This window comes from Deltaproteobacteria bacterium (genome assembly GCA_016208165.1).
Lineage (GTDB): Bacteria > Desulfobacterota > Desulfarculia > JACQYL01 > JACQYL01 > JACQYL01.
On sequence record JACQYL010000073.1, the window covers coordinates 1 to 25,635 of the forward strand.

General features: G+C 55.2%; 18 protein-coding genes and 1 tRNA gene. 7 read left to right on the forward strand and 12 right to left on the reverse strand.

The window, feature by feature from the left end:
- The 8 genes from HY788_15255 to HY788_15290 all read right to left on the reverse strand — a co-directional run.
- The coding region (locus HY788_15255; protein ID MBI4775505.1) for a hypothetical protein at positions 1–495 on the reverse strand (495 nt) is incomplete at its 3' end.
- Positions 496–881: 386 nt separating this feature from the next.
- On the reverse strand, positions 882–2,210 hold the full coding sequence (locus HY788_15260) for a sigma-54-dependent Fis family transcriptional regulator (protein MBI4775506.1): 1,329 nt from the start codon (positions 2,208–2,210) through the stop codon (positions 882–884).
- The gene (locus tag HY788_15265; GenBank protein ID MBI4775507.1) at positions 2,210–3,811 is read right to left on the reverse strand and encodes a GHKL domain-containing protein; all 1,602 of its coding nucleotides are present in this window, start codon (positions 3,809–3,811) and stop codon (positions 2,210–2,212) included. The genes HY788_15260 and HY788_15265 overlap by 1 nt, the downstream gene beginning before the upstream one ends.
- The gene (locus HY788_15270; protein MBI4775508.1) at positions 3,808–4,152 is read right to left on the reverse strand and encodes a hypothetical protein; all 345 of its coding nucleotides are present in this window, start codon (positions 4,150–4,152) and stop codon (positions 3,808–3,810) included. Before HY788_15270 ends, HY788_15265 begins: the two co-directional genes overlap by 4 nt.
- Before the next feature lie 59 nt (positions 4,153–4,211).
- Positions 4,212–5,123, reverse strand: a complete 912-nt coding sequence (locus tag HY788_15275; GenBank protein ID MBI4775509.1) for a hypothetical protein — start codon at positions 5,121–5,123, stop codon at positions 4,212–4,214.
- Between the two features lie 251 nt (positions 5,124–5,374).
- Positions 5,375–6,319, reverse strand: a complete 945-nt coding sequence (locus HY788_15280) for a DUF2202 domain-containing protein (GenBank protein ID MBI4775510.1) — start codon at positions 6,317–6,319, stop codon at positions 5,375–5,377.
- Between the two features lie 360 nt (positions 6,320–6,679).
- Entirely contained in the window at positions 6,680–7,150 is a 471-nt protein-coding gene (locus HY788_15285) for a (2Fe-2S)-binding protein (GenBank protein MBI4775511.1), read from the reverse strand.
- Between the two features lie 22 nt (positions 7,151–7,172).
- Positions 7,173–9,419, reverse strand: coding sequence for a xanthine dehydrogenase family protein molybdopterin-binding subunit (locus HY788_15290; protein MBI4775512.1), 2,247 nt, complete (start codon positions 9,417–9,419; stop codon positions 7,173–7,175).
- A gap of 915 nt (positions 9,420–10,334) precedes the next feature.
- Here HY788_15290 and HY788_15295 point away from each other — a divergent pair.
- The 6 genes from HY788_15295 to HY788_15320 all read left to right on the forward strand — a co-directional run bounded on the left by HY788_15295 (position 10,335) and on the right by HY788_15320 (position 20,589).
- The gene (locus tag HY788_15295) at positions 10,335–10,841 is read left to right on the forward strand and encodes an EF-hand domain-containing protein (GenBank protein MBI4775513.1); all 507 of its coding nucleotides are present in this window, start codon (positions 10,335–10,337) and stop codon (positions 10,839–10,841) included.
- A 181-nt stretch (positions 10,842–11,022) separates the two neighbouring features.
- Positions 11,023–12,030 (forward strand): transposase, encoded by a 1,008-nt coding sequence (locus HY788_15300; GenBank protein ID MBI4775514.1) that lies wholly within the window; start codon positions 11,023–11,025, stop codon positions 12,028–12,030.
- Positions 12,031–12,623: 593 nt separating this feature from the next.
- Positions 12,624–17,093: a PAS domain S-box protein gene (locus HY788_15305; GenBank protein ID MBI4775515.1), complete on the forward strand. Its 4,470-nt coding sequence runs from the start codon at positions 12,624–12,626 to the stop codon at positions 17,091–17,093.
- A gap of 216 nt (positions 17,094–17,309) precedes the next feature.
- The gene (locus HY788_15310; GenBank protein MBI4775516.1) at positions 17,310–17,618 is read left to right on the forward strand and encodes a circadian clock protein KaiB; all 309 of its coding nucleotides are present in this window, start codon (positions 17,310–17,312) and stop codon (positions 17,616–17,618) included.
- Complete coding sequence (locus tag HY788_15315; GenBank protein ID MBI4775517.1) at positions 17,618–19,924, forward strand: PAS domain-containing protein; 2,307 nt, start codon at positions 17,618–17,620, stop codon at positions 19,922–19,924. The genes HY788_15310 and HY788_15315 overlap by 1 nt, the downstream gene beginning before the upstream one ends.
- 95 nt (positions 19,925–20,019) lie before the next feature.
- Positions 20,020–20,589, forward strand: coding sequence for a response regulator transcription factor (locus tag HY788_15320; GenBank protein MBI4775518.1), 570 nt, complete (start codon positions 20,020–20,022; stop codon positions 20,587–20,589).
- Positions 20,590–20,734: 145 nt separating this feature from the next.
- On the opposite strand, the gene HY788_15325 is transcribed toward HY788_15320, so the two are convergent.
- From HY788_15325 to HY788_15335, 3 genes are all read right to left on the reverse strand, one after another.
- Positions 20,735–21,061: a DUF86 domain-containing protein gene (locus tag HY788_15325; protein ID MBI4775519.1), complete on the reverse strand. Its 327-nt coding sequence runs from the start codon at positions 21,059–21,061 to the stop codon at positions 20,735–20,737.
- 25 nt (positions 21,062–21,086) lie between these two features.
- Entirely contained in the window at positions 21,087–21,383 is a 297-nt protein-coding gene (locus tag HY788_15330) for a nucleotidyltransferase family protein (protein ID MBI4775520.1), read from the reverse strand.
- An 88-nt stretch (positions 21,384–21,471) separates the two neighbouring features.
- Positions 21,472–22,338: a hypothetical protein gene (locus HY788_15335; GenBank protein MBI4775521.1), complete on the reverse strand. Its 867-nt coding sequence runs from the start codon at positions 22,336–22,338 to the stop codon at positions 21,472–21,474.
- 1,402 nt (positions 22,339–23,740) lie between these two features.
- On the opposite strand from HY788_15335, the gene HY788_15340 reads away from it, so the two are divergent.
- Positions 23,741–25,153: a metallophosphoesterase gene (locus HY788_15340; GenBank protein ID MBI4775522.1), complete on the forward strand. Its 1,413-nt coding sequence runs from the start codon at positions 23,741–23,743 to the stop codon at positions 25,151–25,153.
- 369 nt (positions 25,154–25,522) lie between these two features.
- Here HY788_15340 and HY788_15345 read toward each other — a convergent pair.
- Positions 25,523–25,599, reverse strand: a tRNA-Pro gene (locus tag HY788_15345).
- Between the last annotated feature and the right edge of the window lie 36 nt (positions 25,600–25,635).

Genomic DNA, 25,635 nt, shown 5'->3' on the forward strand with positions numbered 1-25,635 from the left:
ATGAGGAGACGGATAGTCGGGATCGACATGGAAAGGCGTCCACAGGGGGCTATGTTCGGCCATCGCCGAATCCAGGGTGGAAGCGTATCCCCGGTGCAGATCCATCATCTTCGGATCCAGGCTCAGTCGGACCCGCTTCGCAAGATCCACCAGAAGGACATCCCTGAAGCGATAGTGCTCTTTGATGGTGCGAAAACGCCTTGAGATTTCAGACGCTTCCTCATCCGTGGGCAAGGAAAGGAATCGCCGGACCGATTCAACGAGCCCTTGCCGTTCCATAAGAATAGCGGCGTCGGCCAGCCTTTCCGCCCGCCACTCTGAAATCTGTCCGCTTTTTAGCCGCGCGATGGACCAGAGGCGCGCTTCCACCTCTTTTCGCTGGTGACCCTGCTGAGCTTTGAAAAACCAAATGCCTCCGGCAATGAAAGCCAACATCGTTCCAGCCAGAGCGAATTTTATCCATCGGGGAAATGCGTTTTCCCCACCTTGATTCATGTTGGATGCTCCATTTTCCCGTGGGTGCGTCGATCGATCTCGAGTCGGCGTTCTTTCAGGCATTCCGGGTGGGTGATGTGGGTACGGACTCCATCCGATTGTTTTCCAATGAGATTCTATGGCTTCGTTCTATCGCTTTATGTTATATCGTAATTTCAGCGTGCTTTCTTAAGGGGTTATTTGCGTTTTCTGTTTCTTACATGGATCATGAGCCTGGTCCTGTTCAACAACACCCAATAGTGTTGTTTGGCCTGTTTCTCAGGATGACAATCCTTATTAATGTACTTGAGAGACCAAGAACAGTTCAAGTGAAGAAACGCCTAATGCGATGCAAACTCGGCCGTCGTTTCGAGGTGCGGAGGTCAGCTTCCCGCCGAGCCTGAACCTTATCCCTTCCGAATATCAAACTTCTTCATCTTATAGCGCAGGACCCGCTCGCTGATTCCCAAAGCCCCGGCTGCTCGGGTCTGGATCCAGTCGTGAGTCTCCAGGGCCGTGACCAGCATCTCCCGCTCGACGCAGTCCAGACGATCCTGGAGGGAGCCTTTTTCGTCGGCCGGATGGAACCGCACCTCGGGGGGCAGATCCGAGGGGCGAATCACGGCGCCCCGGAACAGGGTCGCCACCCGCTGGATCATGTGCTCGAGTTCCCGTACATTCCCGGGGAAAGCGTACTTGACTAAGGTGGTCATTGCGTCGGGATGGAAAGTCAGGGGCCGCGTGCCGCAGCGCTGGAGGAAAAACGCCGTCAGGGCCGGGATGTCCTCCCGCCGTTGCCTGAGGGGCGGAACCTTGATTTCCAGTACGTTGAGCCTATAGAACAGATCCTCCCGGAAATGCCCTTCGGCGACCATCTGCTTGAGATCCCGATTGGTGGCGGCCAGCACGCGAACATCCACGGCCAGATCCGTTTCGCTTCCCACGCGGGTGATGCGGCCCTCCTGGAGGGTCCGGAGCAGCTTAGCTTGGAGCGCCACGGAAAGCTCTCCCACCTCGTCCAGAAAGAGCGTGCCCTGGTCGGCCAGCTCGAAACGACCTTTGCGGCGCGCCGCCGCTCCAGTGAAAGCGCCTTTCTCGTGCCCGAACAGTTCGGATTCGAACAGGGCTTCCGGAATGGCGGCGCAATTGACCTCGACGAAAGGATGATCCCGGCGCGGACTCAGGAGATGGACCAGGCGGGCGATCAGTTCCTTTCCCGTGCCGCTCTCTCCGGTTATGAGAACGGTCCACGGAGTGGGCGCGATGCGGCTGACCAGGGAAAGAACCTCCCGCATGCTCGGGCTGTCGCCAATGACTTGAACGGGCAGCGGTGCGGCCTCCGCCGTATCGGACACAACCGCGGCTTCCTCCGCAATGACGAGGGCTTCTTCGATGCGTCGGATCCGTTCGAGCAGGTCCAGAAGGTCCACCGGCTTCTCGAGAAAGTCGTCGGCGCCCAGCTTCATCACCGAAACGGCCGTGTCCACCGAACCGTGAGCCGTGATCATGATGCTCCGCACAAGCGGATCCATGGCCTTCATCTCCCACAGCACGGCGTCGCCGCTCATGCCGGGCATGCGGTGGTCCATGAGCACAAGTTGAAACGGCGTTTCCCGGAGGCGTTTCAAGGCCGACGGGCCGTCCTCGGCGGTCGATACCGCGTATCCCTGGTTTTCCAGAAACCCTTTGAGCAGTTCCCGCTGCAGGGCCTCGTCATCCACGATAAGTATGCGCATCATCCTGCCTTTTGTTTGGATTTCGACACCCCTGCCGGTTCCTCCGGCTTTCCACCCGTCGATGGCAGAAACACTTCCACGCGGAGCCTGTGGGGTTCGGGAACCGTCACTCCTATACGGCCCTGATGCGCCTGGACGATCCGGGCTGCGATGGAAAGACCCAAACCCGACCCTCGTGCCTTTGTGGTGAAATACGGCGCCAGGATCGCCTCGGCCTCCTCGGGCTTCAAATTGAAGCCGCCGTTTTCGAGACGAACGGTCACCCCCCCTTGCGTACGCCACGCAGTTATATGGAGATCCCCTCCTTCGGGCTGGGCCTCGATGGCGTTCTTGAGCAGGTTTTCGAACACTTCGGCCAATAGATCCGGATCCGCTTCAATGGTTCCGGCGTCGTCGGTCCGCCGGGAAACCGAGATTCCGCTCTTGGCGCAGGCTTCCCGGTAAAGGGTAAGGATCTGGCCCACGAGCCGATGTATATCCACGGGGCGGCGGCGCGGGGCCAGTGGGCGGGCGTAGCGCTTGAGTTCGGCTACAATGGTGTCCGTGCGCCGGACGGCCTGGCCTAACGAATCCAGCAAGGTCAGGTGCTGAGGCGTCAGCTCGGCCGCCTCGATCCGAAGGCGCTGCAGGCCCATGCTGATGGCGTTCAAGGGGTTGCGAATTTCATGGGTGATGGCGGCGGAGGCCCGTCCCAAGGCCGCGTCTTCTTTTTCACGGGCCAGGCGCTGCTCGAACCGCTGAACTTCCCGGATATGTGCTTTCTCGAAACGGTTCAGCAACCATGAGAAGAACGCCCCAAGGGCCAGGATGATGGCCGTGAAGGCGATGAATTCCTGGCGAAGCTGTCGTATACGCCGGGAAAAACTGCCCGCGGACACCCCTACCACCAGCATGTTGCGCCCCAAGGGCAGGCGAGCACGGGCCACCCGGGCGTCTCCCGCGCCCTCGAAAGTGATTTCGACCGCCTCGTTGGGCGCTTCCTTTTCCTTGGGGCTGTCAGGATCCGCCGGTTCAAAATGGATGAACCGGACGCCCACCAGGTCGGATATACCTTCGATCAAGGCGTCCAGGCCGATGCGGTTCTCCAGTTCCGAGATGCGGCGATCCTCGAGGGCGACGTGGATGCAGCCTGTCCCGTTACCTTTGGGGACGCTCAGCACATACAGGTGATCGGCGGTCAAATGGCGCAATCGTGTATCGGCGCATCCATCCGTGTCGCTCGGAGACCAGCCCGGAGGCCCCTCTGAAATCCCGGTCCTGCGATCCACGCGGATGCCGGTCAGCCCGACTTCCCATGAGAAAGCCGTCAGCTCGTCATTGGAAAACGGCTCGACACCGTCCAAATAGTCCACAAACCGGGCCGAATTGCCCAGAAAAGTGGTTAAGATTTCTTCGATGATCTCACGGGAGAGCAGGGCCCGGTCGGCATTCATCCGGATCGCGCCGGCCACCATTTCCACATGGTCCTGCACATGGCTGGAAAAAGCTTGCGAAGCCTGGCGAAACTGCCAGTAGTAATAGGAAAGGGTGAACAGGATCAGGAATGCGATCACCGCCACGTTTGCTTTCCACACCGATCTCAAGGGCGTGACGCCTCTCATGGCCCTCCCCTGTGGCCCCGTCCGGCCCCCCGGGTCCCGCCGTCTCGCCCCCCTCCCGCGCCGTATCCCCGGTGTATTCGGGACCGAACTCCGGTGGGATCCCGGCCGCCGGCGCCATAACCCACGTGGGTGGCCTTGAACTGAAGGTTATCCGCCGTGGAAAAATCTCCCCAGATCCGGATCACGTCCCCGACCTTGAGCCGTGGAGGCATGCTCTCAACAGGGTAGCGCACACGGATTTCGCGCGGTTTTTTGATATCGTCCGTCGATTCATAGCCGCCGCTCGGCGCCACAACCAGTTCCACTGCATCCCGATCCATTGAAAGGACTCGGCCTACCATGACCTCCTCTGCAAAAAGGAAACCGCCGTTGTTTAAGGCGGACAGAGCAAGGATCGGGATCAAAAATGCCAGAGTACGCCGCAGCCCGTTACTGTGTTGTGATAGGTTTCCGATTCCCATGATGAATCATTGTATTCCCAATGCACGTTAAAAAACAGCTCCCAGGAACGATGAATCCACGAAATGCCCGCGTCGGCGGTGAGCAGGCGGTCCGTGCGAGCACCGATATACCTATCGTGATCGTAATCCGCCGTCCACAACCCCGAGCCCGCCGTGAGTTCCCATACCGCCGAGGGCATCCAGGTGATTCCCAGGGAAAGTCCGTGTGCTTCAAAAGATTCTATCATGATGGTGGATGAATTGCGGGAGTATGTGGCGGATAGTCCTGCCACCCAGGACGGAGTAAAAGGGAAGCTCAATGCCATCTCTGTAATCCAGAGGTCATCCTGCCGGTCCAAGCGCCTGAAACCGAAACGTCCGCCCCCGATCATTCCGCGCGAGCATCCCGGCCCTTCGCATTCCGTTTCATCATAGAACTGCCGAGTCCAAGACTGCAGCAGCAGCACCGTCAGCCTGCCCCCTGCAAACCATCGCAGACGGCCTTCAACGCCATATTCATCTCTGTCTTCGTCCGGTTGCTCCCCGTCCCTGACAAGTCTACCGTCCACGGCAAGCTCAGGGGTCAGAATTCCATCGATGAGCGGTACGGCCAGTTCCGTCCCGGCGCCCACCAGGTAGTTGTCCTCCGCAGCCCAATACTGTTGATACCGTCCATACAGAAAACCGGAAAGGAGCAATCGATTCGCGCCCATGGGCAGATGAGCCGCCGTGTCCAAACCGTACATGGAGAAGCCTGATCCCTTGCCGGTCGGAGACTGGGCCACGTTGTCGTCAAAGCCCACAGCCAGTTCCGCCACCGTTTCCCAGTCGGCGGCCTGAGCCCCGACCGACAGAAGAAGCACCAAAATCATCCAGTATCTTGTCACGGATGTCAGAGTTCCCCCGATCTTTCCCGACCCGGCCCGTTTCGCCCGCGTGTTCTTGCTTTTCGAAAAACACCATCGGCTCTTTCATGTCAATGACTTTGTACTCCGGGGAAGAGAATCGGGCGCGCCGCATCCCCTGACATCCGGCGCGGATCTCGGCTGAATATGCTCCTCCGGCGCAAAAAGAGCGGCCGCGGCGGAGGTTGCACCGCCGCGACCAGCCTTATGGGATCGAATTATGCGTTGATGCAGGCGCCGGTCCTCCTGCCGTTGCCCGAGCCGTCCTTCGGACCGTTCCCGCCGTTGCCGGAGCCGTCGCCGGGGCCATGACCGCCTCTGCCTTTGCCACTGCGGGCCAGAAGCGATCGAGCGTCGCCCGAAATCAGGGCCGACGTGTCGCCGGATGGATCTTCAAGCGCAGTGTCCGGAGAAGTGACCATGGGGCCACTGCCCGATCCCACGCCTGCGCCGTTCCGTCGGTCTCGACCCCGGAATACGGGGTTGCCGTCTTCGTCCACAAAACCGCGTTCCATCGGGGATGACACGATGGCCTCGAAATCCTCCGGAGAGAGGAGCTGGGGTTCGTAGATCTCACCCTGGGCCGCAAGCTGATAGACAAACGTTCGCAGATGATTTCGGGAGCCCTTCATCAGATTCTGATAGACGATGAGGATGTCCTTGTCGTCCGTCTCAGCGATGGCGTTCCGCAGGTCCACGATATCCAACTCTTCAATGGTTGCGCCGACCCGCAGGGCTTCCACCAGGGATGTCGAACCGCCGGACACCTTCTCGTCATAGAGGGCCGTGAATTCGGCATCGGCGAAAACGCCCGTCGTGTCCTCGGGAACCGGGTCCGCGACGCCGTATTTTTCCATCAGAGCCAGAAGGGATTCCATGTGCCGCTGCTCGCTCTGGGAGATTTTATCGAAAGCCCAGTGATCCCAAACTTCAAAAAGCACGGTGTACACATCCCGAGCCAGCTTTTCCTCCTGGCGCATGTGGAGCATGGTGTCGCTTTCTGCTTCGCTCAGATCGCCGGCCGGGATGGTCATCATATAAGCCGTCGCTCCCCTGGCCCGACGGTGCGTCCGATCGACGCCCGCGTTGCCCGCCCAAGCGGCTGTGGTCATGATCCCCGCCATTATTCCCGCCATTGCCATGTTGATCATCGTTCTTTTCATCGTGTCGATCTCCTTGTTTCAAAGTGTGGTTGAAAACCTGCACGATCCTAGATCAAGATGCATGCCGGAACATCAAATATAACGGTTTCAATAGGTTATCCGTTTTGCATGCGGGATGGTCTCGACAATGGCCGCCTCAGGCTCGACAACAATGTCGAAGGCATACGTGGGAGGGGACCTCAGAGGACGCGGCTTGAGTTCAGAAAAGGCGGGCGGATAAGACTCTATCCCCGTCGGCCCGTATACGGGCTCTGTCGCTTGGCGCAGACCGGGCGATGGAGTAGAGCGAGGACTTTGCCGGTTTTCATCCGATTCGAATCCCAGGTTTCAAGGTTCGAGGGCCGACTTGCAGGCGGGGCTTCATGACCGATTTCCATTTGCCATGATCTCCGCAGCGCGGTGAATGGCCCGGCGGATGCGTTCATAGGTGCCGCATCGACAGATGTTGGCGGACATGGCCTCGTCTATCTCCAGATCGTTCGGCTTCGGATTGTCGGCGAGAAGAGCCGCGGCGGACATGATTTGTCCGGGCTGGCAGTAGCCGCACTGAGGAACATTCTCGGCGATCCAGGCTTGCTGCACCGGATGGGCGCCGTCGGGCGAGAGCCCCTCGATGGTGACGATCCGTTTGCCGGAGACGGAGGATATCGGGGTCACGCACGAGCGGACGGCCCGGCCGTTCACATGAACCGTGCAGGCGCCGCACACCGACTTGCCGCAGCCGTACTTGGCGCCTTTCAATCCGATGTACTCCCTGAGCACCCATAGCAGGGGGGTGTTCGAAGGCGCATCCACCTCGTATTCTTTCCCGTTGACGTTGATCGAAACCATGGGCGCTTCCTTTTATTCCAATCTATATGAGCTTGCCGTGTTTGATCGGGAGCCGTCGAATCCGCTTACCCGTTATGGCGAAGAGGGCGTTGCAGATCGCCGGGGCAATGGGCGGGACGCCCGGTTCTCCGATTCCGGCCGGCAGGCCGTTACTCGGCACAAGGTGGACATGCGTCTCGAAGGGAGCTTCGTTGATCCGCGCCACCGGGTAATCGTCGTAATTGGATTGCCGGATTTGCCCGTTCGCCGCCGTGATCTCACCCATGAGGGCAATGCTCGTGGCGAACACCGCCGCCCCCTCGAACTGAGCCCGCGTGAGCTCCGGGTGTACCACCCGTCCCGCATCCACCGCGAAATCCACGCGTGGAATTGAGATCCGTCCTTGATCGTCGAGCCGGACGTCGACCACAGCCGCCACATAGGTGAGGAAACTCCGGTGCGCGGCAAAGCCCAGCGAACGCCCCTCTTCGGGTTTGCGCTTCGCCCACCCCGATTTCTCCGCCGCCACTTCGATGACGTTCCGCAGACGGCCCGTCTCCCATGGATATTGGTCGAGCGGCTTTCCATAGTTCACGTAGGTCGTATTCTCCGCCTCGAAGTCGATGGTGCGGGGACGGCCGAGAACCTCCAAGAAGTAGTCGACGCGGTCACGGTCCGCGGCGGCGGCGAGTTCATCGATGAACGACTGAACGGAAAACGCGTGATAGATGTTGGCCACCGACCGCAGCCAGCCGATCCGGACGTGGGCCTTCGCCGGCCCATTCTCGACACGAAGGTTCGGAATATCGAAGGGCAGGTCCGTCAAGCCCTGGCCAAGGTGCATCGGGTCGCCGTAACCCTCGTTTTCGTCAAAGAGAGACATAATGGGCGGGAAAACCGATCGTTGGAGCCAAGCCGTCGGCTTGCCGTTGTGGCCAAGGGCCGCCTTGAGGTACATGCCCGCCACGGCGTTATAATAATCGAACCGGATGTCATCCTCCCGGGTCCAGGTTACTTGAACCGGTTTCCCGACCTGCTTCGACAACATGGCCGCCTCGACCACGTAATCGGGTTTCGACTTTCGTCCGAACCCGCCGCCGAGGAGGGTAACGTGGCAGGTGACGTCTTCCTTCGTAATCTTCAGGGCCGCGGCCACCGCATTCTGTACGGCCTGCGGATTCTGTGTCGCCGCCCGAACTTCGACCTTACCGTCCTTGTACGCGGCCACGGCCGCGGGGGGCTCCATGGGAGCGTGGGCGAGAAGGGGCACGTAATATTCGGCCTCATGAATGCGTTCAGCCCGCGAGAATTCGGCTTCCACGTCGCCGATGTTGCGTATCACCCTTTGTGGGTTCCGCGCTGTCTCGAGCAGGGATTCCCTGTAGGCTTCCGAATCATAACCCGCGTTAGGGCCCGGTTCCCACTCGACCGTCAGTTTCTTGCGCCCCTCGATGGCCGCCCAGGTACGGTCCGCAATCACCGCGACCCCTCCCAGGGCCTTGAATGCGTAGGGCGGTTTGGCCTCTTCGATGACGATCGTCCGTCTTACCCCTGGTATCTTGAGTGTCTCCCGGTCTTCATAGGATTTCAGTTTTCCGCCGAGGGCCGGGGGCCGTTCGATCGACGCGAAAACCATGCCCGGCAAATGGGCGTCGATGCCGTACTCGGCCTTGCCTGTGCAGATCTCGGTAATGTCGACGATGGGCACTCCTTTGCCGATGTAGCGGAACTCGCCCGGTGTTTTGAATCGCAGTTCCTCCGTCTTGGGCGCCGGCAGCCCGGCCGCCGATTCCGCGAGTTCGCCGTAGTCGAGACTTCGGTCGCCGGAGAGGTGAACGATGCGGTGGTTGGACGCGCGGCATTCTTCGACAGGAACGGCCCACTTGGCGGCTGCTGCGCGTTCGAGCATGAGACGCGCCGTGGCTCCCGCCCTCCGCATGACGTCATAGAAATCGCGGATGGATCTCGACCCGTCGGTATCCTGGCTGCCATACTTTGCATCGCCGATGGCCTGCTCGATCCGGACCCGCTTCCAGTCGGCATCCAATTCATCGGCCACGACCATGGGCAATGCGGTGCGAATCCCCGTTCCCATCTCCGAGCGGTGGGCGACGATAATCACCGTACCGGTGGGCTCGATTCCCAGATAGACGCCGGGCCGCCATTCAGCCTCTCCCGCCGTTCCATCGGACGCTTTTCTGAACGAAGCGCGCGCCGAAAGGATCAGCGCCCCTGCTGAGAAGATTGTTTTGAGAATGCCCCATCGACGGATGCGAATTACCCTGCTCATGATCTCATCTCCGTGAATCCAAAGGACTCCTGGGTGAGGGACGGTGACAGACCTTCCTTCCCTGGGGAGACCCTTACGCGTTACTTATTCTCCAAACGCTATCAACGGCGTTCGAACGGGTCTATAGAGGGAACACTGTAATCGCACGGTAAAACGCCTGCATTTCCTAAGGTCCGGGATAGTGGAGTATCCGGGTAACCTGGATCCGACCATTCAGAGAAAAGAGCATGAATGAAGGGGAACGGCCCCCCGCGTGTGGAGTGGATAGCGGCAGGAAGGTCGGGCACGAGGCATACCACCGTTGAAGCAGTAAAGAGCGTCCCTCGTTCCAAGGGATGGTTTCCGCTCCGTTTTCGAGTCCTATCCAAAAGATCTTTTCATCTCCTCTCTGACCCCATTGTTTCTTCATATTTTCTCCTCACTTGTTTTCCAATGTTGATTGGATTGGGCCATCGCGAAATGAATCATGCCCTCCACGGATTCGTCGAAGGTGCTGGGAATGACGATCATGGGGAAAGGCTGGACGGTCGGGGGAGGAGAAGGATGGCCCATGACGGACATGATTTTTGGACGAAATGGTATTGGAACTTCAGTCTATTATTTAACATCGTTCCTACCGTAGTATATCAAATTAGTATTACGTGAACTTAATAGTTAGTTATTTAACAGCGTCCCTAAGTTAACATGGATCACGTTAAGTTAATCATAGTATACAAATAACACGGCTTAATTAGTGTAGTAAAGTGGCTCAACAAAATTGTACAATATACATTTTGCCTATCTTAGGAAAAAAATACCTACATTATTAGCATAGCCTATTGGACTAAACAGCGATGTATCAAGGCTATAGAGACGTGGCACAAGGCTTGCTATAGTATAACAATACAAATTCTAAATAGGAAGGAGGTGATACGCATGATAAGCGGAATAGAAGGTTTATCGGATTACTCACAGATGTCCCTCATGCGGAGCCGGACGAGAAATCCTTTCGAAAAACTGGACTCGGATGGGGACGGCTCGTTGGACAAGGTCGAGATCAGTTCAATGGCGGAAAAACTGGCGCAAAAAACGGGTGAATCGGTGGATGCCGATGAGATCGTTTCCAAGCTGGATACGGACGGTGACGGCCTGGTCAGCCAGGAAGAGTTTGAAGCAGGACGCCCCGAAGGTCCCCCGCCGGGAATGATGGGCGGCGGCCCGATGGGAAGCGAAACTAAGAGTCTCCTAAGCGAAATGGGCGACTCGGAAGAGGATGATTCCTACGATTCAGTTGCCTTTCTCGATGCAAACGGTGACGGCGTCGTAGATGCCGATGAGGCCAGGTCGGGAATATCCAGGCTGATCCTGGAGTATGGGAGCCTGATGAACGGCGCGTATCAACAGGCCGGAGGAAACGAGCGTCAACTCAACTTATTTGTGTGACGTAAGTCGAAGCCTAAGAAATGGGTTCCTGCAACCTACCGGACTGAAAAACCAAGTTCAATAGGAACGTGTTCAATCGCCTGCCGCTGCGGATCGAAGCGGCAGGCACAAACAGGTAACCATGGGACGCTGTTAAACCATTCAATTCCGATCGAGCGAAAGACCTGTTCAAGAGTCGCCTATGCCGAGATTGGCTCGCCTTGACGCTCCCGGCGTGTTCCATCACGTTATGATCCGCGGGATAGAGCGTCGAGACATATTTTGGAACGAAGCGGACCGGGAAGACTTCCTGGGCCGCCTGAGTACGCTGCTGCCGGAAACGGGGACAGCTTGTTTAGGATGGGCGCTGCTCTCGAATCATGCTCATTTGCTGTTCCGAACCGGCAACGCGCCATTGTCCAAGTTAATGAGGAGGCTTTTGACCGGATATGTTTTGGGTTTTAACAGGAGACACCAACGAAACGGACAACTTTTTCAAAACCGCTTCAAATCGATCGTGTGTCAGGAAAACATGTATTTGAAAGAGTTGGTTCGGTACGTCCATCTGAACCCCATCAGAGCGGGCCTGGTCTCAGATCTTGAAGAGCTGAATACGTATCCCTATTGCGGTCACAGCGCTTTATCGGGGAATAGGGAAAGACCGTGGCAAAATGTAGATTATGTGCTGGGCTGGTTTGGCGATGAGGTCGATGCCGCCGGGAAGGCCTATCAACTTTATATGAAGGAAGGGCTTCCGCAAGGCCGTCGGGAGGATCTGGCGGGGGGCGGATTGATCCGCAGTCTCGGCGGCTGGTCGGAAGTGAAACGACTTCGATCGGAAGGCCGGAGCCATACAATGAGCGATCAACGGATATTGGGGGATTCCGATTTTGTCGAATCCATACTTTCAGGAGCAGGGGAAAAGGTCGAACGGCGTTACGAATTGAAGGCCTTAGGCTACGACTTGAACCGCATCGCAGAAAAGGCGGCCCGACTGTATGGAATGGAACTTCATGAGGTTTTTTCCAAGGGACGCCAGGATCGGAAAGTGAAGGCGAGGAGCCTGGTCTGTTATTGGGCTGTGAGAGAATTGGGGATGTCGATGTCGGATTTGGCGCGGAAGTTTGGAATGAGTATCTCGGGGGTCGGCTATGCGGTCAATAGAGGGGAACGCATTTCCCATGAATATTCAGGCCAATTGATGGATTGATTGCTTCGTTGAAGCGTGTGCCCAACATGTTCAACATTATGTGTGAAAGTCGTTTCATTATCGACACGGTTCTTAAATAAATCCTGCCTTTCAATGACGGCAAGGGTTGATCCCCGGCCGAGCTTCTATTGATTCCCTCCGGGCGCGTTGGCGCCGGCATACTCCAACCCGGCCGCATGTGTTTGCCCTCTGGTCTTGACGAACACACGAAAGCATGGGTTAACCTGATGTCCCCCTGCCCACGGTTTAGAATACGCGACACCGAGCCGGCCAGTGCTTAGCCCGGAGTTGCTCAATTTCTGGGCAACTCCTTCGCCGGGACTGCTCAATTTCTGCGCAATGCTTCTCCTGTCGGATGTTCCCGACTCAACGTCATCAAGATCGAAAATCTCTGTAAGTCCTTTTCGTGCCTATCTTTTGTTCGGGAGGCGCTCCACATGTGAATGGGGGTTCGACGACCTGGTATGTTTCTTGATATAATTTATCAGTTCCGTTCATTGCGTTAATTTAGTTTGGTTAAAGAAGGGTAACCAAACACCCCTGAATGCATACTTTGAAAGAATGGAAGAATAAGACGACTGGCGGAGGGTGCTATGACAGAAGACTTTGCAGAGCAACCAGTTCGTTCCCGGCTTGTGGTCGGCGCCTTTGGTTTGGCTGCGGCGGCCATCGGCTTGATGGCTTTTGTGGGTCTGATATTCGGGGCCGGGCTTCTGGCAAGCCTTGGGTCGGACAAAATACCTATGGCGCCCAGCACGGCCCTGTTGTTCTTTCTTTACGGCTCCGCACTCTTTCTACGTGCATACTTGCCGATGAACCGCGGAATACGCCGGATCACTCTGACCGTCAACGTGGCCGGGGCGGCGTTGGCGCTGTTGCTGTTTTGCTTGTCCTATCTCAAGATTTATCTAAGCATCGAAAAGCTGGGCATTGGGATTTCAGGCACTGTGGGCGGAGCGCCGGTAGGACATATGTCGCCGTTGACCGCGTTTTGCTTCCTGCTTTCCAGTCTCTCCTTCCTGTCCTTGCTTTCGAAGTCTTTGAACCAAACCGCACGGAAGGCGGTCGCTTTCTGGTCCGCCGGGTTATTGGCGGTGATGTCCATCACGCTCATTCTGGCCTATCTTTATGGGACGCCGTTACTTTATGGAAGTTCTTTTATCCCGCCGGCGGCGACAACCAGCCTGGCTTTCCTGGCGCTTGCAACAGCTTTGCTGGTATCCACGGGTTGTCACAACCGGTCACAGAAAGAAGGGATCCGAGAAGATGGACCTTTCTCCTATTTTCTTGGGCTGTTTTTCTTGATCCTGACGGTCGGCATCGTGGCGGCAGGGTACTTTTATTACAGGACATATGAAAAGCACTACCGAGCCGGGGTGGAAAAACAGCTTTCCGCCATTGCGGATCTGAAAGTCAGGGATCTTGTGGAGTGGAGAAAGCAGAGGCTTGGGGATGCGTCCGTCTATTACGGAAACGACAACTTTTCGGGTCTGGTGAGGAGATACCTCGAAGCCCCCCAAGACGCTGATACGAGCAGGAGATTGAAGACTTGGCTCGTCAAGGTCCGGTCCGCCCATGAGTACGACCGGGTGTTATTGCTGGACGCCCGGGGTTTGGTGCGCATGTCGGATCCGGAATCGCCCGAATCCGCCGTTCCTCACCTTGTCCGTGATGTGTCCGAGGTCTTAGGCTCCGGGAAAATGACTTTGCTTGATTTTCATAGGCATTCACCGGATGGTCCCGTTTTCCTCGAAGTTATTCTTCCCATCCTTGAGGAACGGGACGGGGAGTTTCCCTTGGGTGCTCTCGTCCTGCGGATCGATCCTAAAACGTATCTTTACCCCCTGATTCAGAGTTGGCCCTCGGACAGCGCTACCGCCGAAACTCTGCTTGTCCGGAAAGAAGGAGAGGAGGTGCTTTTCCTGAACGAACTCAGGTTCCGGGAAAATTCGGCCCTCAACCTGAGATTTCCCTTGGACAACAATGAGGATCAGCCGGCCGTTAAGGCTGTTTTGGGGAAGGAAGGAATTGTGGAAGGCAAAGACTACCTGGGAGTGCCGGTGGTCGTCGCCGTACGGGCAGTACCCGATTCTCCGTGGTTTCTGGTCGCCCGCATGGATATGTCGGAAACATATGCGCCCCTGGGAGAACGATTGTGGACAATAATTGTTCTCGTCGGTTCCTTGCTCATCGGAACGGGGGCCGGAATGGGCCACGTCTGGCGGCGTCGGCAAGCCAGGTTCTATGAGGAGAGATACGAAGCGGCCGAGGCACTGCGGGCGAGTGAAGCACGTTATCGCAGCACGCTCGACAGCATGCTGGAAGGCTGCCAGATTATAGGCTTTGACTGGCGCTACCTCTATGTGAACGAGGAAACCGTCCGGCAAAGCCGCCGGACAAAGGAGGAATTGCTCGGCCGCAGAATCATGGATGTATATCCCGGCATTACCCCTACAAACACGTTTGCCGCTCTGCAACGCTGCATGGTTGAACGGACTCCTGTTTTCCTGGAGAACGAATTCGCCTACCCTGATGGCTCGATGGCGTGGTTTAGCTTGAGTATCCAGCCCGTTCCCGAAGGGATCTTCATCCTTTCCATGGACATCACGGAACAGAAACAGGCTGAAAAGCGGGAGAAGCATTTAAACGCCCTCGTCAGGGCCATCAGAAAAGTGAACCAACTGATAACCAAAGAGAAGGACCCCGACCGGCTGATTCAAGGAGCGTGCGAGAATCTCGTTACAGCCCGTGGTTTCAACAACGCATGGCTCTGGCTTATGGACTCATACGGAAAGACGGCGCGTTGGGCGGAGTCCGGGATAGGCGAGGACTTCGGGCGATTAAAGGAATCGGTGGAGCGAGGCCAACCGCCTCGATGCGTCCGTCGGGCCTTGGACCGAAAAGAGGTTGCGATCACCACGGACACGTCCATCGAGTGTCCGGACTGCCCCCTTTCACCCACCTACAAAGGAAACGCGAGTTTTTGCGTCAGACTCGAACACAATGGAAAGGTCCATGGAGTTCTCGCGGCTTCAGTGCCCCGCAGATTCGCCTTCGATCAGGAGGAACAGGGGTTGTTCGAAGAGGTCGCGGATGACATTGCCTTCGGCCTCTACAATATCGAGCAGGAAGAAATACGAAGCGCAGTGGTACGGGAGCTGAGCTATTCGGAAGCTCGGTACAGAGCCCTGTTCGAAGGCGCAGGGGAAGGCATTTTGATCGCGGACATCGAAACCAAGGAACTCAAATATGCCAATCCGGCCATATGCAAGATGCTGGGGTATACGGAAGACGAATTGAGAAGGATGAGCGTCAAGGACATTCACACCAAGAACGATCTTGACCGCGTGATTTCCGGGTTCGAAGCCGGCGCGAAGAACGGGAAGGGATTAGCACAGGACGTCCCCTGTCTCAGACAGGATGGGAGCATCATATTCGCCGATTTCAACTCGACACGAACCCTCATCGAGGGAATACCCTGCAACGTGGCCTTTGTCACCGATGTTACCGAAAGAAAGAAGTCCGAGGACGCGCTGAAAGAAAGCGAGGAGCGTTTCAAGACCCTATTCGAATACGCCCCGGACGCGTATTACCTGCACGATCTCGAGGGAAGGCTTATTGACGGCAACAGGGCCGCAGAGCGGCTGATCGGATATAGCAAGGAAGAACTCATCGGCAAGAGTTTCATGGAACTGGGACTTCTCTCTGCGGAAGAACTCCGGAAGGCTGCCGAGTTGTTACGGAAGAATGTTCGGGGCTTGGCCACAGAGCCGGATGAATTCATTCTCCATCGGAAGGATGGAAAGCAGGTATTCGTTGAGGTAAGAACTTCGCCTTTGACGATAGGAGGACGGAATGTGGTCCTGGGCATCGCCAATGATATTTCAGAAAGAAAGAGCCTGGAACAGCAGCTCCGGCAGTCTCAGAAGCTCGAGGCCATTGGAAGACTCTCGGGGGGGATTGCCCATGATTTCAACAACCTTCTCACCACGGTGATCGGAAATGCGGAGCTGATACTCGAGGATATCCCGGACGACGATCCGGTGCGGGAAGGGATTCATGAGATCAAGAACGCAGGGGAACGCGCCGCGTCCCTCACCCGTCAGCTCCTGGCGTTCAGCCGTAAGCAGGTCCTTCAACCCACGGTCGTCAATCTCAATCAGACGGTTCTGGATATGGAAAAGATGCTCGGACGCATGATTGGAGAGGACATCGAATTCAGGACCGTCCTTTCCCCCGATCTGGGACAAATAGAGGCCGACGTGGGGCAACTCGAACAGGTGATCATGAATCTCGTAGTGAACGCCCGGGACGCTATGCCGAAGGGCGGAAAGATCACCATCGAGACGGGAAATGTGAATATTGATGAGGGTTATGCTCGCGCCCATATAGCCGTAACACCAGGCCCCTACGTAACGATGAGTGTGAGCGATACGGGATTCGGTATGTCCCGCGAAACCCAGGGGATGATTTTTGAACCCTTCTTTACGACCAAGGGAAAAGGAAAGGGCACCGGGCTGGGTCTTTCCATGGTGTATGGCATCGTGAAGCAGAGCAACGGGAATATCTGGGTTTACAGTGAGCTTGGAAAGGGGACCACGTTTAAGATCTATCTGCCCCGTGTCGAGAAGTCGGCATCGGAAACAGAATGGAAGGCTGAAAAAAGCGAACCACCGAGTGGTTCGGAAACCGTTCTGGTTGTGGAAGACGATCAGATGGTCCGCGAGTTCGCTGTAAGAGTCCTCCAGAGGTATGGTTACAACGTTCTGATAGCCGCAAACGGTGAGGAGGCTATCGAGATCGCGAGGGTGCATCAAGGACCCATTCACCTCATGTTGACGGATGTGGTCATGCCCGGAATCTCCAGCCGGGACATGGAGGAGAGTCTGAAATCCTTCAGGCCCGAGATGAGGGTGCTTTACATGTCGGGCTACACTGACAACGCCATTGTACACCACGGGGTGCTGGACCCCGGCAAGGCGTTTCTCGGGAAGCCCTTCACTCCCAACTCTCTGGGTCGAAAAGTGAGGGAGGTGCTGGACCTTCCGGGAACGGCAAAATAGAGAGGATGGACGCCGGCCGGTTTCCGCGGCATGCCGGAAGAGGCCGGTTCGGTACCTGTTGAACATTCTGGATTTCGGCATTCGCCGGATCGACGTAAAAGGGTCGTTTTTGATTTTTTACGAATCCATCAGCCTTAAAGGACAGGTATGACGAGAACGGAAGACGGTCCCTATATCACCTGGAGCTCCATGAAACGAATAGCCTAGGGAAACAGAATGGATACCTCATCCGAAGGAAAGACGAAAGCGGCGGTGTTTGTTTTCCGATTGTTTGTGGCCGGCAATGAGCCTCATTCCAAGAGGGCTAAAGACAACTTCAGAAAACTTTGTGAGCAACGCATCAAAATACCCTATGAGCTGGAGATCGTGGATGTGTTCGATTCTTTTGAAATCGCCCTGGAAAACAACATCTTTCTCACTCCTGCCCTAATGATGGTGTCCCCCGCGCCGGCAGTGACCGTCTTCGGAGACTTGAGCGATACGGAAGAAGTCAGCAAAGCCCTGAGATTGGCGGGAGACGAATAATGGGCGAGGAAAAACGGACCTACGAGGAGTTGGAAGCCCGGCTGGCTGATGCGGAAGAAGTGATTCGGGCCCTGCGCAACGGAAAGGTGGATGCCGTCATAGGCGAAAGGAGCGTGTATCTCCTCCGCCTTCATGAAATGGAGAAAGCACTCCATGAGAGTGAACTGCGTTTCCGGCGCCTCAAGGAAGGGAACATCATCGGCGTGGTCGTTGCCGACATGTGGAGGGTCCTCGATGCCAATGATATCTTCTTGAACATGGTTGGCTATACCCAACAGGATCTCGTGGAGGGAAAAATCGACTGGCAGGCCATGACACCTCCGGAATACGTCCAACGCTCGCAAGAAGGTCTGGAGCAGTTAGGGGAGACCGGGTTTTGCAGGACTTTCGAAAAGGAATATGTTCGAAAAGACGGAACGCGCGTGCCCGTTCTGATCGGCGCGTCTCTGTTGTCTCACGATCCCATGACGTGGATCTGTTTTATATTGGACCTGACCGAGTTGAAGGAAGCCCAGAGGGAACGTGAGAGTCGCCTTGCCCGGCAGGTCGAACTTTCAGATGTCTCGATGAAGATCCTCGGGCAGACCGACATTTCAGGGTTGCTCGATGTAGTCGCGAGCGCGGCGAGGACATTGACCGGGGCGAAGCTCGCCGGTTGCGGCCACTGCAGCGTCAACGGCCAATTTGTGACGGGAGCCGCCAGCCGGGCTGAGGATATCTCGGCCTGCCCCGAGGGAGACATGTTCGCGGCGATGCGGGGTGGGGTATTTATGGAGGTGATCGAAAAGAGCCCGAGCCTTCGCCTGACCGACGCCGAGATGCGCCATCATCCCCAATGGCGGGGATTGCCTGAAAACCATGCACCCTTGGACGGACTGCTGAGCGCCCGGCTTGTCGGATCCGCCGACGGACCAAACGGGATGATCCTGGTCAGCCATAAGGGCCAGGGCGAGTTCACGGAAGAGGACGAACGGATTCTACAGCAGTTGGCCTCCCTCACCTCATTGGCCCTTCAGAACCTGGCGGTCCGGGAAGCGTTGGAACACAGCGTCCGGGAGCGCACCGCTGATTTGGAGGCTCGAACGGCCGAGCTGGAAAACGCGAATCGAGTCATGCAGAAGGAAATGGGGAGGCGCGAACGACTCGAGCGAGACCTGAAAAAGGGTGAAGCGCGTCTGAGAATGGCCATCGAGGCGAGTGGTGCGGGCATTTTCGAACACAATGTTCCCCTCGACTCGGAAACATTCTTCAGCGAGCGATGGGCCAACATTCTTGGATATACGAGAGAGGAGCTCCCGCAACCGGAGTCGTTCATGCGATGGTTGGATCAACTGATACACCCTGAGGATCGGCCGAAGTTGTACCGGACCTATCAAGCCTTCATCGAAGGGCGCTCCCCATTTGATGTCGAAATTCGGATGAAACACAAATCCGGGGAGTGGGTATTTGTCAGGAGCCTTACCCACGCGGCGAGTCGTGACGAAACGGGGCGTGTCAACCGAGTGGTCGGCGTCATGCTGGACATCACTAAACACAAGAAGACTGAAGGACGACTGAAACGGTCCAATCGAAAGATCATCGAGGAATATAAGCGGCGGAAGTTTCTTGCCCAGAGGCTTGTCAGGCTATTGGAAAGAGATCGATCCGAAATGGCCATGGCCCTGCACGATCACGCCGGACAATTGCTGACAGCCCTTAGAATGGAACTTGAAATGATCAAAGAAGATTTGCCTGGGAACCCGGTCCTGGGAAGATTGGAATCGTCCGAGAAAAGAACGATCGAATTACTGGATTTCATCAGGAATGTCTCACGAAATCTGCGGCCGGCGGCTTTGGATACGATTGGATTGATTCCGTGCGTGGCGGCCTTGGTGGATACTATGAAGCGCAACGCAGGCATCAACATCCAGTTCTATACCAAAGGGATTCCCCAACGATTGCATCCGGATAAGGAATTGGCTCTTTACCGCATTATTCAGGAATCTTTGAACAATGTATGGAAATACGCCGATGCCGACTTTGTTTTCATAAATCTCGTACTCAAGGGTGAGACGATTCATCTGTCGGTGGATGATAATGGGGCGGGCTTTGACTACCGCGAAGTAAGCAATCGCATCGATTCGCAGGACGGCCCCCTCGGATTGAGCATTATGAAGGAACGGGCGGTACAAGTCGGTGGAGAACTGTGGATCGAATCCGAAAAGGGAAAAGGCGCCGTAGTGTTTGCACGGATTCCGCTGAACGAGGGAAAGGACGGAAGTGAAGAAGAAACGGGTGAAGAAACGGCATCAGGAGAAACGCCATAGCAGAACTAAGGAAGAAGATCCTTATCGCGGATGATCACGCGGTCGTAAGGGAGGGGATTGAAGCGGCCCTCCAAAAAGAGCCCCATTTCGATATCGTGGGAGCGGCCCGTGACGGCCTCGAGGCCGTTGAAATGATCAAATCCCTGAGGCCCGATATCGTGATCTTGGATTATGCGATGCCAAACCTGGACGGCATGCATGCGACGAAAGAGATCAAAGAGGCGTCCAAATCTACCAAGATCGTCATATATTCGATGTTTTCGGATGTGGAATTGATCGTATCCCTTCTCAAGGAGGGTATATCCGGGTATGTGCTGAAGGGACGGCCGATTTCTGAGCTGGTAATGGCCGTGAACGCCGTGGCGGAGGGAGGCGTCTTTTACAGCGAGGCGGTCGGGAGGGCTCTTCAGGAATACCTGGTGGATGAGAAATCCGATGATAAGGACGACGATGTCCTCGATCATCTCAGCCCCCGAGAGAGGGAAATTTTTGTGCTTCTGGCCGATGGACTAACGCCGGAGGAGATCGCTGATCGACTCCATATTAGTTCCAAAACGGTCGAAACACATAAATACAATATTATGGATAAATTGAATTTGAAATCCATAGCGGAATGGACGAAAATCGCAGTCAGGCAAAAGCTTATAGATATCAAGAACCTCTAATTCCAAGGATTGTTCGAGAAATTAAGAAAGATACGCCGAGTACGACGTATCCTACCGTATCACGGATAACCTATGGTCGGGACGCGGGGATTTGACCCCCCGGCCTCCCTGAACCCCATTCAAGTGGGCAACCGCAGGATCTCACCTACAATCCATAATCCTTTCGTGCGATCCTGGATTGCAGAGCCTCCAACTGAAAGCACAAATCGGGAAGATCCTTCGTAACGGTTTTCCATACAATACGCATGTTGACACTCAAATAATCATGCACGATGACATTGCGCATCCCGCGGATCGAAGACCAAGGAATTTCCGGGGAAAGAGCGGTGATCTCTTCAGGTATATGTGAGGAGGCCTCACCCATGATCGTCAATTGCCTTATAACCGCATCAAAGGCTTTTTCGTCCTCCACGAAATCTTCGAACGCTAATCCTTTAATATACCGATCAATTTTTCGTGCGGCTTCCAGCATGTCCTCCAAACGGAATTCCCATTTCCTAGGCGACATGGACCGCCTCCCACAGTATGTCGTCTTTCAGCGCCGGATGGAGCGCATCGGGCGTCGCCAGATCCACCGGAATGCCGATGAGATCGCTCAATGCGTCCTTCAGGCGGACGAATTCGAACAAACCGATTTCGGCGTCCGGTTCGAATTCCACCAAAATATCCACATCACTGTCCGGCCGAGCCTCGCTCCGCACAACGGAGCCGAAGACCGAGAGGGATTTGACCGAGAACGCTTCCAGTAGGGCGCGGTTGCTTCGTATCGTTTCGATGATCTGTTGTTTATTCATGGAATCACCCCTCGTTTTTTCCACCGACCAGTTTATCCCGTTTGCCCGCCTCGATCAAACTTTAGACTCTACCAACGCCCTGCCCGTGTCACCCGGTAAACGCCCGCTTGATGCGCGCGATCGCTTTCTTGAGCCCCTCATCCTTCGGATCGTCAAAGTTCGCAACAAACACGGAAGGGCGGCGGCGCCCGTAAGATCGGACAACATCATCGCGTATCGATTCGTCCTCATACATACGGTGAATTTCCCGGGTTAGAACCTCGGCTGCTCGTCGTTCTTCTTCGTCGAAAATATTGATCACCACCACCTGGGCATGGGCGAGTCCCTGCTGGGTATCATTTAGCGTCCACTTTTCCTGCATAATGGGGACCCCATGCTCGACATATTCCTGGAGCTTGTCGGCGATTTCGTCCGGAATAGGAACCTCTTCCAGCTCCTCTTCATCCTCCATATCCGTATCGAAGGATGAATCGTCCTCCTGTTCTTCAAACTCCTCTTCCGTTAGTTCCTCCCCCAGGATCGCCGAAAGATACGCCTTGAAGTCCAAACGGACCATCTCAACCTCCTTTCGCGTGACGAGATTCTCTCCGTCCGCCAGCGGTCTCGTCACATAAACGAAGAGATCCGGACGGATCTCCCGGCGAGGCGGTCCCTCAAAAATAATTGCATCCGAGTCGTCCTGGATAAAAACGGTATCCCAAAAGCGCTCTTCAGTCTCGTCATGTCTAACAACCGGATATTTGTAAAGTAAGGTGTTCGAAGCCCCCGCCATGAGGTAGCGTTCGGTCTCATCGTTCCCCTGGAAAACTTCCACCGGTTCGGAAACCGAGTCGGTGGGCGCGAAACGAGCGGCCATAATCAGTCTTGTGCGATTGGATTTGAGAATACGCTCTATGAGGCTGGTTTTCCCGCCTCCGGGCGGTCCGTCCACCCAAATGTAGCTACGGTTTATCATGGCGATCTCCTTTCCTGTCCGTCGGGAAGCGCATCCCAGTGTCCCGCGTGCGGTTTCTTTTCCGCCTGTTTTCGCAGCCGGCGCACGGCTCGGCATGCCTTCAATTGCGGATAATCCTCGAAATCTTTCGTCGTTAATAAATAACAGATATAATATGAGGTCAATAGGCAATAAAGGGGATCGTGTTTAAATCCACGCGCTGAAGAATTTGGAACTATGAATGTCTTTCCCGAAAGATTTCATCCTTCGGGTTCGTCGGAGTAACAGGATAGCAGGCGTTCTTTAGGTCGCTGGAAGGCCGTCCGCGGGCGGCATTCGGGGTCGAGGTTTCGCTCCCCGAAATTCGTTTTGGTCCCGGCCTCTCCGCCGATCGACGATGAGACCCGCTTGAAAGGCTTTGGAAAGGAGCGCGGGGATTTGAACTCCGGACCCCCTGAACCCCATTTAGCATTTCTTTCAGTAAAACAGCTTTATAACTGTCTAATATCATTATGCATCCATTCACACTATGGACATCATGCACGAATAATATCAAGGAGTTACAGCATGGTTGCGCATGCAGTCGGCAGAAAAGGGTAGTCAAAAGATAGACAAACAAAAACCGCCCCAACACCGAAAAAGAACTTCCAAAAGCCGTCGAAATCAAAAAGACACGCACCCTCGCCAACTGGCGCCACCGAAAAAAGAGGACCCGCCTACACCAAAAACGACAAGTCGTATGATTCGGTTTTCTTTGATTGGCGATACGATCAGGTGTTTGCATCGGGTTTACTCGGCCAAGGGAGACAGCGCGCATGGGTCCCTTCTCAATGATCACCGGGCGGGTCCCATTTACAGGGGGATATCGTCATTGACGATGATGAAATGACGAAAAAGATCGTTGCGGGGGAAACGATGACAAAACCGGAGCAACCGTCGCTCACTGTTTCGTGAGATAACGTTTACGCTTTCGAACTTTCGATTTGGCCCTAACTTCAGCAGAATTGTGGAGTGACGGCATATCCACATCGACAGCTTGAGTTTATAGACAGGTGATTAATATCAGTAGGCGCAGGCCGAGCCTCATCTGGCAGTTTGTGCAGCACAATGAAGAAGACACCTACCAGAATCCATATCTCACTTCAGCCGGTTCGTCAAAAAGCGAGATGTTATCACCTCACCTCACCTCACCTCACCTGTGCGAAGGCGCTCCTCCCAGAGACCCTCAATTTTCTCTCAAGAGACGCCATGGTTATGCCGATGACACAAAGACTGAGAGGATTTCCGAGCGGCGTGGCAAGCGGAAATCGGTCTGAGAGGTTTCAAAGCTGCAGGCAGGCTTGATGGGGCCCATACCAATGGGCGGGAAAGTGATGAGGCCCAGCTTGGCGCACAGTTGTTTCATAATAGAAGGGTACCAAACATGTGTGGCAAAATGTTCAAGTCTTTGAGCTTGATCCTTGTCCTGATGTTTCAATTGAACCTGGCCGGGTGCGGCGGGAGCGACAAAGCCGACCCCAACTTCGAGGTGGTCGTTTTCACGGATGTCCATTTCAATCCTTTTTATGACGAGTCTCTTTTTCAGCAGCTTAACAATTCGGACTCCAGCCAGTGGGCGGCCATTTTCCAGAGCTCGAACATTACAACCCCTTCGACGTGGGGGACCGATACCAATTACCCACTGCTTGCGCTTGCGCTCGCGAACGTACAGCTAAACCTGGGAACCAGCGCGTTCGTTATTTTCACCGGGGACATTCTCGGGCATTATCTTCCGCAGACGTTTTTCCGACTTTACGATCCTGAAAACGCCGAAAAACCAACCGTCGCCGACATCGAGGCCATGAAGGCTTTTACCGACAAGACGGTGGCTTTTTTCATGGAACAGGTAAGGTCGGCCGTCGGAGATATTCCCGTTCTATTTGCTCTTGGAAACGCCGATTCATACACGGGTCTCGGACCGGACAGCAGTTTTCTTTCCAACACCGCCGAACTTTATTACACAAACTTCCTGAACGGCGCCGTCGACCATCAGACGTTTCTCGATACCTACACCAGTGGAGGATATTACGCCGCGGAACCGGACGGCGAAAACTTGATGGTGATAGCGCTTAATACGTTCGAATGCTCTCCTGTTTTTGGCGACGACGCCACGGACGCGGTAAACGCGCAACTCGTCTGGCTTGACGAGACGCTCGCTTCGGCCCAGTCCAAGGGCAAGAAAGTGTGGCTCATCATGCATGTGCCTCCCGGGGTGGATAAATATTCAACCGCCCAATCCGCCGACGCCAACGGTCACATTACCAGCGCCACGATGCTGTGGAATTCTGTTTATCAGGCCACATTCCTGCAAAAGCTCAGAAAATATCCCGAACTTATAACCCACTCTCTTGGGGCTCATACCCACATGGACGAATACCGCGTCATGTCGTCCGGCGACGTAATGGATATAACGCCCGGCATAACTCCCTACTTCGGTAACGACCCCGCCTTTAAAGTCTTCACCTTTTCCCACGAGACGCTTAAGGCTATGGATTACACTTCCCTGAACTATGACCTCGGCGCAATGCCGCCTCAATTCGATATCTATTATACTTTTTCGACCGCGTATCGCATGCAGGGAGATCTGAACGATTCTTTGGAACAACTCTATCAGGAGCTTGTCACGGACAATACAAAACAAGCCTTTTACAGAGGGAGCTGTTTTTCAGGGCATAATTATACCACGCCCGTCGGCAGCGCCTTCTATCCCATTACGGATTCAACCTGGCCGATTTACTGGGCCGGCATCGGAGAAATGGACGAACAGGACTTTATCTATTCCGTGAACTCCTATTGACGCCTGAGCGACGAGAAAAACCCGAAAGCGGCGGTATCTATAGAACCTCCATCGCTTCGAGTTTTTTGACGAGGTTGCGGTGAAAAACTGGGCTTGAGAATGTCCTCCGGCCCCCTGATCCGCGCCTGATTTGGGTCAGGTGCGCGTTCAGAACATTAACCAATAATTATCTGTTTTCATAGATAATTATTGAATGGCATCATTTTGGGGCTGATTTTGAGGAAAAATTCCGGTCAATAAAATCAGACAGTTACAAAAGGCGGGTTCTGGAAAATTTGGACTTTGCTACCCATTTGATACCCTTTTGTGAAAACCGCAAAAAAAATAGGGGTAAGCGCTATGCTTAACCCATCGCCTTTATTGGTAAAATGGTCGGGACGCGGGGATTTGAACCCCGGACCCCCTGAACCCCATTCAGGTGCGCTCCCAGACTGCGCTACGTCCCGAGCTGTATTCTCAATGTGAACTGCGGTCCTCAAGTA